Source organism: Vibrio anguillarum, assembly GCF_001989995.2.
GTDB classification, from domain to species: Bacteria; Pseudomonadota; Gammaproteobacteria; order Enterobacterales; family Vibrionaceae; genus Vibrio; species Vibrio anguillarum.
The window spans coordinates 23,001-37,826 of the sequence record NZ_JAHGUP010000019.1 but is presented as its reverse complement, the minus strand read 5'-3'; the positions used below and the strand labels follow the sequence as shown (position 1 = coordinate 37,826).

General features: G+C 44.5%; 11 protein-coding genes and 1 tRNA gene. 6 read left to right on the top strand and 6 right to left on the bottom strand.

The features are described 5' to 3' along the window. Positions 1–211: 211 nt before the first annotated feature. Positions 212–787, top strand: a complete 576-nt coding sequence (gene lpcA / locus PL85_RS04900) for a D-sedoheptulose 7-phosphate isomerase (RefSeq protein ID WP_010320095.1) — start codon at positions 212–214, stop codon at positions 785–787. A gap of 63 nt (positions 788–850) precedes the next feature. Then, the gene (locus tag PL85_RS04895) at positions 851–1,684 is read left to right on the top strand and encodes a class II glutamine amidotransferase (protein WP_017049703.1); all 834 of its coding nucleotides are present in this window, start codon (positions 851–853) and stop codon (positions 1,682–1,684) included. A 110-nt stretch (positions 1,685–1,794) separates the two neighbouring features. On the opposite strand, the gene purN is transcribed toward PL85_RS04895, so the two are convergent. Both purN and purM read right to left on the bottom strand, forming a co-directional pair. Beyond that, positions 1,795–2,436 (bottom strand): phosphoribosylglycinamide formyltransferase, encoded by a 642-nt coding sequence (gene purN / locus PL85_RS04890; protein ID WP_017047307.1) that lies wholly within the window; start codon positions 2,434–2,436, stop codon positions 1,795–1,797. A 3-nt stretch (positions 2,437–2,439) separates the two neighbouring features. Next, entirely contained in the window at positions 2,440–3,480 is a 1,041-nt protein-coding gene (gene purM / locus PL85_RS04885) for a phosphoribosylformylglycinamidine cyclo-ligase (RefSeq protein WP_010320092.1), read from the bottom strand. 168 nt (positions 3,481–3,648) lie between these two features. On the opposite strand from purM, the gene upp reads away from it, so the two are divergent. Further along, positions 3,649–4,275, top strand: a complete 627-nt coding sequence (upp, locus tag PL85_RS04880) for a uracil phosphoribosyltransferase (protein WP_026027908.1) — start codon at positions 3,649–3,651, stop codon at positions 4,273–4,275. A 138-nt stretch (positions 4,276–4,413) separates the two neighbouring features. On the opposite strand, the gene rluF is transcribed toward upp, so the two are convergent. Further along, on the bottom strand, positions 4,414–5,391 hold the full coding sequence (gene rluF / locus PL85_RS04875) for a 23S rRNA pseudouridine(2604) synthase RluF (protein WP_094132453.1): 978 nt from the start codon (positions 5,389–5,391) through the stop codon (positions 4,414–4,416). Positions 5,392–5,781: 390 nt separating this feature from the next. Next, entirely contained in the window at positions 5,782–5,922 is a 141-nt protein-coding gene (locus tag PL85_RS04870; RefSeq protein WP_010319399.1) for a DUF3149 domain-containing protein, read from the bottom strand. Between the two features lie 275 nt (positions 5,923–6,197). Between PL85_RS04870 and PL85_RS04865 the strand changes: the two genes are divergently transcribed. Then, positions 6,198–6,274 (top strand) — tRNA-Pro (locus tag PL85_RS04865). A gap of 942 nt (positions 6,275–7,216) precedes the next feature. Further along, positions 7,217–9,868, top strand: a complete 2,652-nt coding sequence (locus PL85_RS04860) for a beta-N-acetylhexosaminidase (protein WP_115339226.1) — start codon at positions 7,217–7,219, stop codon at positions 9,866–9,868. Between the two features lie 65 nt (positions 9,869–9,933). On the opposite strand, the gene PL85_RS04855 is transcribed toward PL85_RS04860, so the two are convergent. Together PL85_RS04855 and PL85_RS04850 are read right to left on the bottom strand one after the other, a co-directional pair. Continuing rightward, a complete protein-coding gene (locus PL85_RS04855; protein ID WP_081245276.1) occupies positions 9,934–10,383 on the bottom strand; it encodes a DUF411 domain-containing protein in 450 nt (149 codons plus the stop codon). A 13-nt stretch (positions 10,384–10,396) separates the two neighbouring features. Then, a complete protein-coding gene (locus PL85_RS04850; RefSeq protein ID WP_174223800.1) occupies positions 10,397–12,922 on the bottom strand; it encodes a heavy metal translocating P-type ATPase in 2,526 nt (841 codons plus the stop codon). A gap of 238 nt (positions 12,923–13,160) precedes the next feature. On the opposite strand from PL85_RS04850, the gene gltX reads away from it, so the two are divergent. Next, entirely contained in the window at positions 13,161–14,588 is a 1,428-nt protein-coding gene (gltX, locus tag PL85_RS04845) for a glutamate--tRNA ligase (RefSeq protein WP_115339224.1), read from the top strand. Positions 14,589–14,826: the final 238 nt, after the last annotated feature.

The window sequence follows — 14,826 nt, the reverse complement described above, 5'->3', positions numbered from 1 at the left end:
AAACCTTGTATTGTTCAAAAAGTGATCCATGTAGGGCAAAACCTCAAAATAAACAACCCATAGAGGGCTTTCTGGGGTGGGAAGCGGGAGAAAACAACAATTCTTGAAGTCGAACTATCGACAGAAAGGATGGTTTGGGTAAACTCAAGCCTGTTACTGGCTCTTGATTGATGGAGCCTATCGGTAAACAGATTAAAAAGAGAATATATCTATGTACCAGGATTTAATTAAAAGTGAATTGACCGAAGCGGCTGACGTGCTAAACAAATTTCTTAATGATGAGCATAACATCGCTCAAATTGAGGCCGCCGCAAAACTGATTGCCGACTCATTTAAGCAAGGCGGAAAAGTGCTCTCTTGCGGTAATGGCGGTTCCCACTGTGATGCAATGCACTTTGCTGAAGAGCTAACGGGGCGCTATCGCGAGAATCGTCCGGGTTATCCTGGTATTGCTATTTCAGATCCAAGCCATTTGTCTTGCGTTAGCAATGATTTTGGTTACGATTTTGTATTCTCTCGCTATGTGGAAGCGGTGGGCTCAAAAGGCGATGTCCTGTTTGGCCTATCGACTTCTGGTAACTCGGGGAACATTTTGAAAGCGATTGAAGCGGCCCAAGCCAAAGGGATGAAGACCATTGCACTGACCGGTAAAGATGGTGGGAAAATGGCAGGTTTAGCGGATATCGAGATTCGTGTCCCGCACTTCGGCTACGCGGATCGTATCCAAGAAATCCATATCAAGATCATCCACATCGTTATCCAACTGATTGAAAAAGAGATGGCGTAAGAAGTTCAACATCGTTCTTTTCTTTTAATGTGTTTGTGGTTGCAAAAGGGAGTGCATTAAACCATGTGTGAATTGCTCGGTATGAGTGCCAATGTGCCGACTGATATTTGCTTTAGTTTTACTGGGTTGATTCAGCGTGGCGGCAACACGGGGCCGCATCGTGATGGTTGGGGAATCACTTTCTATGAAGGGAAGGGGTTTCGCACCTTTAAAGACCCTAACCCTAGCTTTCAGTCAAAAATTGCAGAGCTTGTGCAGAGTTACCCTATAAAAAGTCGGGCAGTGGTTAGCCATATTCGTCAAGCAAATCGGGGGGGGGTGAATTTGGAAAATACTCACCCATTCACTCGAGAATTGTGGGGGAGATATTGGACGTTCGCTCACAATGGACAATTGGCTGATCACCAGCAGCTAGAAACTGGGCGCTATCGCCCTGTTGGTGAAACGGATAGCGAGCAAGCTTTCTGTTGGTTGTTAAAGCAGTTAGAAGCGCGTTATCCTGAACCGCCTCAAGATATGCTCAGCATGTTTCAATTCGTTGCGAAGTGTTGCGATCAACTTAAGATGCAAGGTGTGTTTAATATGCTACTTTCTGATGGTGAGTTTGTGGTGACCTATTGCACGAATCATCTGTACTGGATTACTCGACGCGCCCCCTTTGGGAAAGCAAGTTTACTTGATGAAGATGTCGAGATTAACTTCCAAGAAGAAACAACGCCTGATGATGTTGTGTCAGTGATTGCGACTCAGCCACTGACGGGAAATGAAACTTGGCAACGAATGAAGCCAGGCGAATATGCGATTTTCCATTATGGCGAATACGTTGATGGCAATGCGCAGTCCTTAGCTGACATTCCGTTTGCCGCGGCAAAGCCAGGCTGCCAAGCACCTATTTAAGTTTTTTATTCTTAAGCTTGTTCTATTTACTGCTGTTTGAATTGTATTTGAGATGACAATAAAAAGGTTGCTGTTGAGGCAACCTTTTTCGCACTATTTAGAGATACGATTTATTCATCGAAAGCATAACCATGCATGCCAAGTAATTGGCCATCTAAATAGGCTTTACCTTCACGCATTTCCAAGCGTCCTTCAACGAACCATTGTGCCACTAGTGGGTAAATTCGATACTCTTGAGCTTGGACACGTTGAGTCAAAATCTCAACGGTATCTTCATCAAAAATAGGCACTTTTGCTTGTAGAATGACTGGGCCACCATCAAGTTGTTCAGTCACAAAATGCACACTGGTGCCATGCTCTTCATCACCTGCGTGAATCGCGCGTTGGTAGGTATTCAACCCAGGATATTTAGGAAGTAAAGAAGGATGAATATTGAGCATCCGTCCTAAATAGTGACGCACAAACTCACCACTCAGAATACGCATGTAGCCAGCAAGAATGATTAAGTCAGGCGCGTATTGGTCAATTTTCTCCATCAATACCGCATCAAACGCATCTCGCGTATCAAAGGCATTTGGGTCAATATGCACCGCCGCCGCACCTGCTTTTTTAGCTCGTTCTAAGCCATAAGCAGTTGCTTTGTTTGAAAAAACAGCCGTTACTTTGCCATCTTTAATTTTCGTTTCACACGCATCAAGGATAGCCTGTAAGTTGGTGCCATTTCCTGAAACTAAAACAACAATACTTTTCATCAGTTATTTGATCTCTACTTGCTCTTCATCGAGTTGAGCTTCAGCAATATGACCGATAACCCACGCATTTTCGCCTTCCGCTTGCAGTAATTGAACCGCCGCTTGTGCTTGATCCATTGGAAGCGCAACAATCAGTCCTACACCACAGTTAAATGTGCGGTACATTTCGTGAGTGGTTACATTCCCTTTTTCTTGCAGCCATTGGAAAATAATTGGCCATTCCCAGCTATTGCCATCAATCACCGCTTTCGTCCCTTGCGGAAGAACGCGAGGAATGTTTTCCCAGAAACCACCGCCAGTAATGTGTGAAATGGCGTGAATATCGTGCTCGGCGATCATCTTAAGCGCTGATTTGATGTAAATTTTGGTTGGTGTCAGTAAGTGTTCACCAATCGTTTTGCCAGCCAAGTCTTCATTTTTGTCGGCACCTGATACTTCCAAAATCTTGCGAACTAATGAATAGCCGTTTGAGTGAGGGCCGCTAGAGCCAACCGCAATCAGAGCATCACCTGCTGCTACTTTTGAGCCATCAATGATCTCTTCTTTTTCAACCACACCGACACAAAAGCCAGCGACATCGTAATCTTCACCTTCGTACATACCCGGCATTTCAGCGGTTTCACCACCGATCAAAGCGCAACCTGCTTGCACACAACCATCGGCAATACCCGACACCACATCAGCAGCTGTATCTACATCCAATTTGCCCGTGGCATAGTAGTCCAAAAAGAAAAGCGGTTCAGCACCTTGAACAATCAAATCGTTAACACACATTGCAACCAAGTCAATGCCAATGGTGTCGTGCTTATTCATATCCAATGCGAGGCGAAGTTTTGTGCCAACTCCATCGGTGCCAGAGACTAAAACAGGATGTTTATATTTGGTTGGTAGCTCGCAAAGCGCGCCAAAACCACCAATGCCACCCATAACTTCAGGGCGACGAGTGCGTTTGACGGCGCCTTTAATTCGTTCAACAAGTGCATTGCCTGCATCAATATCTACGCCAGCATCTTTGTAACTAAGAGAAGTGTTATTACCGCTCACGGGGAAGTCCTCGGTCATAAGTTGGATATGAAAACGGCGCTATTCTAACAGGGCTTAAAACAAAAAGGAAAACGTTTGCGTCAGTTTTTTTGTTTATAATTGGCACTGAAATTAGCATAAAAAGTGTGTACAATTCGAAGGTTTGTTTAAATGTCGTCGGAGATGAAAATGAAAGTTGTTGAAGTTAAACACCCTCTAGTTAAGCATAAACTTGGGTTAATGAGGGAAGGGGATATCAGCACTAAGCGTTTTCGTGAGTTAGCTACAGAAGTGGGTAGCCTACTAACTTATGAAGCAACCTCAGACTTTGAAACAGAAAAAGTGACGATTGAAGGCTGGAATGGCCCAGTTGAAATTGATCAAGTCAAAGGTAAAAAAGTAACGGTAGTACCTATTTTGCGTGCTGGTCTTGGCATGATGGACGGCGTTTTGGAGCACATTCCAAGTGCGCGGATTAGTGTTGTTGGCATCTATCGTGATGAAGAAACGCTTGAGCCTGTCCCTTATTTCAACAAACTCGCTTCTAATATTGAGGAGCGAATTGCGCTTGTGGTTGACCCAATGCTGGCAACTGGCGGTTCCATGATTGCGACGATCGATTTGCTCAAGGAGCGCGGCTGTAACCAATTTAAAATTCTCGTTTTAGTTGCAGCGCCTGAAGGCATCGCGGCGTTAGAAAAAGCGCACCCTGATGTTGAGCTCTATACGGCGGCAATTGATGAGAAATTGAATGATAAAGGTTATATCGTTCCTGGTCTTGGCGATGCTGGTGATAAGATTTTTGGTACGAAATAAGCGTTAATTTTATGCTGTCTTAAAGGAGAAACGAAAGTTTCTCCTTTTTTATAGTTGCTTCGGTTTTTTATAGTTGTTTCAGTGATGCGTCATTACGGTCATTTTATTGCTCAACAGAATTAACGCATTGTTCGATGATTATTTTTTAAGACTTAACGTACTGCTTTTTCTGTGGCTATTAGCTGGCGCACCTTGTGATGAATTTGTGGGTCGGCGCGGTGCTCTTTTTGTATTTGGAGCATGGCGAAACTCATCGGCATTGCGTCCTTGGAACGTTTTTGGCTTTTGATTTCTGCGTGCCGTCGAGGTTTGATTTTGCTCACGACTATCAAACAGTTTTGCATCGGTAGCTTTGCGAATACGCTTACCCGTCACATCAAGCTTGGACGCGCCTTCCGTACCGCAAGAACTCTCACACATTGCTAATATTTCAGCGACTTCCTCGTCGCTTAAATAACGCCATTCACCATTCGGGATACCGTCTAGGCTGATGTTCATAATACGAACTCGGCGTAGTTTAAACACTTCGTAACCTAAGGCCTCACACATACGACGAATTTGACGGTTTAACCCTTGTGTTAACACAATTCTAAAGGAGAACTTCGTTTCTTGGGTTACTTTGCAAGGCAGTGTCACCGTATCAAGAATTTCCACACCAGAGGCCATCTTATGTAGAAATTCGTCGGTGATGGGTCTATCTACTCGGACGACGTACTCTTTTTCATGGTTATTACCAGCACGTAATATCTTATTGACTATGTCACCATCGTTAGTCAGAAAGATCAGTCCATCAGATGGTTTGTCTAATCGACCTATCGGGAAAATACGTTTGTGGTGGCCAATAAAATCAACAATGTTACCTGGAATATCGCGCTCTGTTGTGCAGGTGATTCCTGTCGGTTTGTTAAGGGCAATGTATATCGGTTTTTCTTTTGATTTTAATGGATTACCATCAATACACACCTCATCGTTCGGCGTGACTTTAGTGCCCATTTCCGGCAATAGTCCATTGATGGTTACTCGGCCTTGTTCAATTAACTTATCGGCCTCTCGACGAGAACAAAAACCAGTTTCACTGATGTATTTGTTTAAACGGATGGTGGCTTGTTGTGACATAGGTTGCTCTTACGTTTCCCAACGGCGGTGAATAAAAAGAAAGCAACACTCTGAGTGTTGCCTAGTAACGTTGCGATATTTTAGCAGTTAATATTAATTAACCAAGGCGTTTTTAATGACACTCATGGTTTCCAGCCTTTCCCCATCACTTTTCCTCAACAAGATATAGACGGCATTGACGTCTTTATTTATATGCTGAGGGAATGCTTTTATTTGCATGAGAAAATGGAAACTATTTTGAGACAGGTGTTCTTATCGAACCGTTCTTGAGTAGCGAATGATGCCATTCATCAAGAAGATAGAGTTATTAACGCGATAAAAAACCGGAGCAGACAGATAATCCACCCCGGTGCATAGCGTCACACTATTTTTCAATAGGTGCTAAGCGATCTAGTGAGGAGATTTGTCATTCATCACTTTATAAATGAAGAAACCGCCATAAAACAGCATAAGACCAAAAGCACCAAAGATTACTATCATTGAAGATAGTCCCACAGCATTACCAAATAGGAGATCAAGCCAAAAGTCCATGTTTCCTCCAAAGTTTCGAAGACACAGCCAAGTTAAAGTTTGCTCTGTTTGCTGACACTGATCTGGATCAATTATGTTGCATAGGTTAACTTGATGTTTCTATTGGTGTGTAATTAGTCACGTTTTTATGTGTATTTGATGGTGATTTAGCCAATGAGTTTGTTATTTGATGGAAATAAGATTAAAGGCTTGCGTCTTAGTTTTAGATGAGTAATATACGCATCCGTTCTAGGCAAAAAGCTCGGAACTGCTCGCTAAGTGCAGAGCAAAAATTTCGGTGAATAGCGCAGCTTGGTAGCGCATCTGGTTTGGGACCAGAGGGTCGGGGGTTCGAATCCCTCTTCACCGACCATATTTAAAAGCCTCGCAGTAATGCGAGGCTTTGTTGCATTCGGAAGCGGTGAGTTTTTTCGTTACCAAAGAGAAAGGGGTTCGCCTCTTTCATTATCTGGCTCTTCACCGACTACATTAAAAGCCTCGCAGTAATGCGGGGCTTTGTTACATCTGGAAGCTGTGAGCTTTTTCGTTACCAAAGAGAAAGGGGTTCGCCTCTTTCATTATCTGACTCTTCACCGACCATATTAAAAGGCCTCGCAGTAATGCAGGGCTTTGTTACATCTGGAAGCTGTGAGCTTTTTCGTTACCAAAGAGAAAAGGGTTCGCCTCTTTCACTATCTGGCTCTTCACCGACCACATTAAAGGCTTCGCAGTAATGCGGGGCTTTGTTGCATTTGGAAGTGGTAAGTTTTCGTTACCAAAGAGAAAGAGGTTCGCCTCTTTCACTATCAGGCTCTTTCACTGTTCACCCTTCTCCGAGCAAATTCAACTATTGAAAATAGCAGTCAATATTCCACGATAATAAATAGCATTAGGATGTGTAAAAAACGTCACTTTAGCGCATTTTGACGTTTGATGAGTCATTACAATTTATGACCTATATCACGATTTAACCTGTCAAATCCCTTTAATGAACTTCTCGCCTTGTAGTGAGTAGTGATCTCTATTCATAAATTCATTTTTGTTATGCATTTTTATGTGATCTTTCTCAAGTTAAACTCGTCAAATAATAAATTACGGTTTTGACGTCAAGTTTAATCTATTGATTTTAAATGGTTTTGTTTTGATTGTATTTTAGAGGATTTGAACTGGATCACTTCGTGTAGCTAATTATTTTACGCTTAGAAATAACTCCTTGTATGGTGAATGCCTTAGGTCACAAGCCTTTATGCTTGTTGCTGTTTTGAGTCCTTTTAACAGGATATTGGGTTTTTATTTTAAAGGTAGGGTGAGTCAAATGTTGAAACCTAGTTTGATTGCTGTTTCGGTTATCGCCACATTATCAGGTTGCTCTTTGTTGCAATCACCAGAGCAGAAAGTAGTCGATGCGCTGGCGGAAAATTTGGATATTCATTACACCGTATTAACGAATCACGGGGCAGATGAAGGATTGGCATGTCAGGCTCTCGAAGCAGAATGGGCATCGTGTAATAAAGTGAACATGACCTTGGTTAACCAAGGTGAAGCCGTGAATTCAAAGCAGTGGGCTATCTATTTCCACAGTATTCGACTGATTCTGGATGTTGAAAATGATCAATTCAAAATTACCCGTTTAACGGGTGATTTACATAAGCTTGAACCTACTGATAAATTTGATGGTTTTGCTGCGGGCGAAGAGGTTGTTTTGCCTCTGGTCGCTGAATATTGGCAGTTGTTTGAAACGGACTTTATGCCGCGTGCATTCTTTGCGGCACCTAATACAGAGCCTAAACTTATTGTATCTCTCAACACAGAGGACACGTCGTCATTTGTGCGTGGGCTTGAGGGCGACAATATCAAACGCACCACCAGCGATAATAATGTGTTTGCCACGGCCATCAGCCGATTTGAGAGAAATAGCGATGTATCACTGCAAGATGTATCAACGGCTCTGTTACCAACGCCTCTAAAAACAACGCTTGGTCAAGGTGTTGTTGATATTACTCGCGGCCTTAAGCTTGATGTGAAGGACTTTGCGACGGATCAGTTTTCAGCATTGCAGGCGCGTGCTAAAACGATTGGGCTGAAGCTTGATGGAGAGTTGGCGGTTGGTGTTGCGATTACACCGAGCGAATTTTCTGACCAGATGGCGACATCGGGTGCTTATGAGTTGGAGATTGCACCGAATGCTATCTCTATTCGTGCATTTGATGAGGCGGGAGCTTTCTACGCCGTTCAATCTATTTTGGGTTTAGTGGATAGCCAGAATGTCACAGCGCTGCCAGTGATCCACATCGAAGATGCTCCACGTTTTGATTACCGTGGTGTGATGGTGGATGTCGCACGTAACTTCCATTCTAAGCAAGCGATTTTGGCCACGTTAGATCAAATGGCGGCTTATAAGATGAATAAATTACATCTTCATTTGACCGATGATGAAGGTTGGCGTTTAGAAATTCCGGGCTTACCTGAATTGACCGACATTGGTGGGCAGCGCTGCTTTGATTTAGATGAGAAAAACTGCTTGCTGCCACAGCTTGGCTCCGGTCCAAATTCTGATAACTTTGGCTCGGGTTATTTTAGTCGAGCCGATTACATTGAAATCCTCAAGCACGCTAAAGCGCGCAATATTGAAGTGATCCCTGAAATTGATATGCCAGCCCATGCTCGCTCTGCGGTTGTTTCAATGGAGGCTCGTTTTGATCGTTTGAGCCAAGAGGGGAAAACCGAACAGGCTAGCCAGTATCGCTTGATGGATCCTCAAGACAGCTCCAATGTTACGACGGTTCAGTTTTATGATAAGCAGAGTTTTATTAACCCTTGTTTAGACTCGTCTAAACGTTTTGTGGATAAGGTGATCACTGAAGTGGCCTTGATGCACAGTGATGCGGGCATGCCTTTATCGACTTGGCATTTTGGTGGCGATGAGGCGAAAAACATCAAATTGGGCGCGGGTTTCCAAGATATTAATGCGACGGAAAAAGTCAGTTGGAAAGGTAACTTAGATCTTTCACAACAAGATAAACCATTTGCGAAATCGCCACAGTGCCAAGCATTAGTCAGCCAAGGAGTAGTAAGTGACTTTGCTCATTTACCGAGTTATTTTGCTGAGCAAGTGTCGGAAATTGTCGCCGATAAAGGGATTGAGAATTTCCAAGCATGGCAAGATGGCTTGAAATACAGCGAGGGAGAATCCGCTTTTGCCACGCGCAATACACGTGTGAACTTTTGGGATGTCCTCTATTGGGGCGGTACAAGCTCTGTTTATGAATGGGCAAAACAAGGTTACGACGTAATTGTTTCTAACCCTGATTATGTCTACATGGATATGCCTTATGAGGCGGATCCTAAAGAGCGCGGTTATTACTGGGCCACCCGTGCGACCGATACGCGCAAAATGTTTGGTTTTGCACCGGAAAATATGCCGCAAAACGCTGAAACTTCATTAGATCGTGATGGTAATGGTTTTGTCGGTAAAGGAGAGGTGACGTCGAAACCATTCTACGGCTTGTCAGCTCAATTGTGGTCAGAAACGGTTCGTAATGATGAGCAGTATGAATATATGGTTTTCCCTCGAGTGTTGGCTGCCGCTGAACGTGCTTGGCATAAAGCGGAGTGGGAAAACGACTATAAAGTAGGGGTTGAATATTCTCAGCAAACCAACTTAGTCAATAAGTCTGCACTGAATCAAGATTGGACTCGTTTTGCTAATATTGTTGGGCAACGTGAGCTGGCGAAACTGGAAAAAGCTGGCATTGATTATCGCCTGCCAATTCCCGGAGCTAAGATTGAAGCGGGTAAATTGTCGATGAATTCGTCATTCCCAGGTGTTGAGCTGCAATACTCATTAGATGGTCAACAATGGCTTACTTACTCGAGCATTGAACAACCGAAGGTGTCCGGTGAGGTCTGGATCCGTTCTATCTCTGCTTCAGGCGAGCGAGTCAGCCGAGTTACTAGCGTTAAATAACTGTAGCCATATCAAGGCACCCCAATGAAAGCCTCCGCATCTGTCGGAGGCTTTATTACATAAAATCAATTACCTTCGTGGTGAGCAAACTCAAACACCTGACCTTGCTCGTTAAAAGCAAAAACCGAATAGGCTTCTTTCTTATCACCAGATTCCATACCTGGAGAACCGATTGGCATGCCGGGCACGGCTAACCCTTTGGCATTTTTCGGTGGATTAGCGAGAAAGGCTTGAATGTCTGTGGCTGGAATGTGACCTTCGAAAACATAGCCGTCGATAACGGCTGTATGGCAAGAGGCGAGCTTGGGTGTAATGCCCAATTGTTGTTTTATCGCCGTCATATCTTCTTGCAATTGCTCGTTAACCTTAAATCCTGCTTGTTGCATGTGAGTGGACCACTCAGTACAGCAGCCACAATAAGGGGATTTGTAATTGGTCATCTCGGTCACCGTGGCGAATGCGGAGTAGCTCATAAGAGACAAGGTGCTAAGCATAGCGGCTGTGATCATTTTCATTTTTATCTAACCTCTAAGAGTGAAAAGGGGATTTAAATAGACGTAAGCGGTTAGCGTTGCTCACGACTGTGATTGAGGACAAAGCCATTGCCGCTCCTGCAACTACAGGGCTGAGTAAAAAGCCAAAAGCGGGATAAAGCACGCCAGCGGCAATGGGAATGCCGAAGGTGTTATAAATAAACGCGCCCAATAGGTTCTGCTTCATGTTTTTTACCGTTGCTTTAGAAAGAGCGATAGCATTGACTACGGCAAGCGGTGAGGAGTTGAGCAATGTCATTTGCGCACTCTCTATTGCGACATCACTGCCACTGCCCATTGCGATACCAATATCGGCTTGCGCCAGGGCTGGCGCATCATTAATACCATCACCGACCATGGCGACGATTTGGCCTTTCTCTTGTAACTGCACGATTTTTTGTGCTTTTTGATCCGGAAGTACTTGAGCGATCACTTGCTGTATGCCTAGTTGTTTGGCTATTGCAGTGGCCACGCTTTGGTTATCTCCGGTTAGCATCACGGTACGAATGTTCATTTTGTTCAGTGTGCCGATAGCTTGTGCAGCGTTAGGTTTGATTGGATCAGCAATTGCGATGAGACCTTTGAGTTCACCGTTAATGGCAACCGCGACTGGTGTCCAAGCTTGTTCTGCGTAGTGTTCAATGGCCGTTTGTGCTTGAGTAAGAGGAACGCCCAGTGATTCAAGGTGCGATAAAGAGGCAACGACGACGGAATCGCCTCCAATGTTTGCCATTAGCCCTTTGCCTCTTAGGTTGGTAAATTGCTCGACTTCGGCGCTGGTTGATACCAGCGGTTGCGCATAATGGCAGATAGCCTTGCCAAGAGGATGTTCAGAGCGCAGTTCCAAAGCGTAAACAAGGGTTAACAATTTGCTATCTTCAATTCCCCACGTGACTAAGTTCTGAACAGTTGGTTTACCTTGAGTGAGCGTACCTGTCTTATCAAATACTACAGTGGTGATTTTGCTTGCCGATTGCAATACATTGGCATCTCTGATCAAAATACCCATTTCAGCGGCTTTACCAACTCCTACTGTAACCGAGAGTGGAGTAGCTAAACCCAAGGCACAAGGGCAAGCAATGATCAATACTGTTGTCGCAACCACTAGCATATAACTGGCCTTAGGTTCAGGGCCTACAAAGTACCAAATCAGAGCAGAAAATAGGGCAATCATAACCACTGTCGGTACAAAAATAGCGGATATCTGATCTGCCAGTTTGGCAATGGCTGGTTTACTGCTTTGCGCCTGACGCACCATTTGGATGATGCGCGAGAGCATGGTTTGCGCCCCTACGCCGGTGGCTTCGATGACTAAGCTGCCATCATGATTGATGGTGCCTGCCGCAATGGCATCACCTGTCACTTTTAGGACGGGGATCGGCTCACCAGTGAGCATGGATTCATCAACATAAGATTCACCGCTGAGGACTTTGCCGTCTATCGGCACTTTTTCTCCCGGTTTTATGCGCAGTTGCATACCAAGTTGTACTAATTCAACCGCAATCTGTTGATCGCCTTGCGCTGTGATGCGTGTTGCTTGTTGTGGCTGCAAGTTAATTAAGGCTTGCAAGGATTGAGTTGTCTTCGCTTTGGCTTTCGCCTCAATGTAGTGGCCCAGTGAAATCAAACCGATAATCATCGCGCTGGCTTCAAAGTACACATGACGCGAGGCGACGGGAAACCAAGTTGGGTAAATCACTACCAACATTGAATAGGCCCAAGCTGCTCCGGTTCCTAGGGCGACTAAGCTATCCATGGTGGCGCGCTTATGAGTTAACGCAAGCCAAGCATGACTAAAAAAGTGGCGGCCAGCGGTGGCTAATAGGGCTAAGCACACAATGCCGATAACGCCCCAGTATATTTGTTGCTGAGTGGTCACAATCATCATGCTGCCCCCAAGAAGGCCCCAAAGCATTAACGGGATACCCACCATTAAACCTAGTAGTGCATTGGTTTTATGCTGCTTCTGTAAATCAAGTGATTGCTGTTTTTGTTTTTCTTGTTGTTGGGCTGGGTCATCGACTCGCTCTGCACGGTAGCCTGCATGAGTAATGGCATTGAGCAATTGCAGTTCAAGGTTAGCGATATCTGCTTGCGAGAGCACTAAGGCGCTTTGTTCCGCTAAATTGATTTGCGCTTTTTGTACTCCGTTAACGCTTAGAAGTGCTTTTTCCACCGAAGAAACACAGCTTGCGCAAGTCATTCCTTGGATCAGTAAGTGGGTACTAACCAAACCCGTTGTTGAGACTTCTGTCTCTTGTGTGAGTGGCTGTGTATCGCTAACCAAGGTTGTGGGTTGCGATGAGGGCAGAGGATCGCTGTTCGTGCTGAGCAAGGCTTGATAGCCTAAGGATTCGATAGCGGCGATGAGTTCACTTAAAGAGGCCGAAGTGCTCAGTTCGATGAATGTGGGTGACAGCTGGTGGATTTGTACCTCAAATTCTTGTTTGAGATGCTGCTCAAGTTTCTTCGCGCAACCCATGCATTTCAGCCCTGATAAAGGCAATTGAAAGCGTTTCATTAATAAATTCCCCGTAAACCAACTCAATAGCTAGAAGCATAAACCTTACCTTTAGGGCAAGGTCAAGTTCCACTAAAGGAAAGTTAAGCGAATTTTAAGCGTTATTCTTGAGCGCAGAAAAACGAAAGGCAATCGAGGATTGTAGATTTAGCCGTCAGTGGTAAAATGTCGCCACTTTTTATCCTGGTACTTGCAGTGGACATGTTCTCCGCTGTCTTTTTATCCCTAAGGAAATCAAATGACGGTTAAAACTCGTTTTGCTCCTAGCCCGACAGGCTATCTTCACGTTGGTGGTGCGCGTACTGCACTTTACTCTTGGCTTTATGCAAAAAGCCAAGGTGGTGAGTTTGTTTTGCGTATTGAAGACACCGACCTAGAGCGCTCGACGCAAGAAGCCGTAGACGCGATTCTTGAAGGTATGACTTGGCTAGGTTTGAATTGGGATGAAGGCCCATATTTCCAAACGAAACATTTTGATCGTTATAATGAAGTTGTCGATAAGCTGCTTGCTGAAGATAAAGCCTACAAATGTTACGCCTCTAAAGAGCTGTTAGATGAAGTTCGTGCCGAGCAAGAAGCGAACAAAGAGATGCCGCGCTACGATGCTGATCACCCAAAAATCAAAGCGGTTAACGACGCCGCAAAAGAAGGGGATCCGTGTGTTATCCGTTTCCGTAATCCTAAAGAAGGCAGCGTAATTTTTGACGACCAGATCCGCGGTCGTATCGAAATCTCTAACAGCCAGATGGATGATCTGATCATTCGCCGTACTGATGGCTCACCCACCTATAACTTCTGTGTGGTGGTGGATGACTGGGATATGGGGATTACTCATGTTGTTCGTGGCGAAGATCACATCAACAACACACCTCGTCAAATCAACATTTACGAAGCGTTAGGTGCTCCTGTACCTGTGTTTGCGCACTGCGCAATGATCTTAGGTGACGACGGCGCGAAGCTATCTAAACGTCATGGCGCTGTTTCTGTGATGCAGTATCGCGATGAAGGTTATCTGCCTGAAGCACTGAATAACTATTTAGTTCGTCTAGGTTGGTCTCATGGCGACCAAGAAATTTTCTCGCGTGAAGAGATGATTCAGTTCTTCAGTTTAAATGCCATTAGCAAATCGGCATCTGCATTTAATACTGATAAGTTGTTGTGGCTGAACAATCACTACATCAAAACATCAGAGCCTGAATATGTTGCAAAACACCTTGAATGGCACTTTGAGCAACAAGGCATCAATAAAGACAACGGCCCAGCATTAGTTGAGATCGTTACACTGGTTGGTGAACGCTGCAACACCTTGGTTGAACTTGCTGCTCAATCTCGTTACTTCTTTGAAGATTTTGCTGAGTTTGATGATGATGCGGCGAAAAAACACTTGCGCGGTGTGGCGAAAGAGCCGCTAGCACTTGCTTTAAGCAAATTAGAAGCATTGAGTGACTGGACAACGGAAAACCTGCACGCTGTCATCGCTCAAGTGTGTGAAGAGCTTGAAATCGGTATGGGTAAAATAGGCATGCCGCTGCGCGTTGCTGTCACTGGCGGTGGTCAATCGCCATCGGTTGATGCTGTCATGCAACTGATCGGCAAAGAGCGTGTCATTGCTCGTATCAATATGGCATTAGCCTTTATTGCTGAGCGTGAAGCGAACGCTCAATAAGTCAATCATACGAACAACGCTTTGAACCGCAGCTTATGCTGCGGTTTTTCTTTATATCGGCTTTGTTAAATCCTTTGGTGTAGAGCACTGACAATATTTCACAAAACGATGACAGAGAATAAACTAATGCGCTATTTAAGCTTTCTTTACATACAGTATAGTGGTTCCGAGTTATGTAGGTATGTGTGTAGGCGAAAAGTAAACCGTTTTTTGGGTACCGCAACCGCATTATGATAAC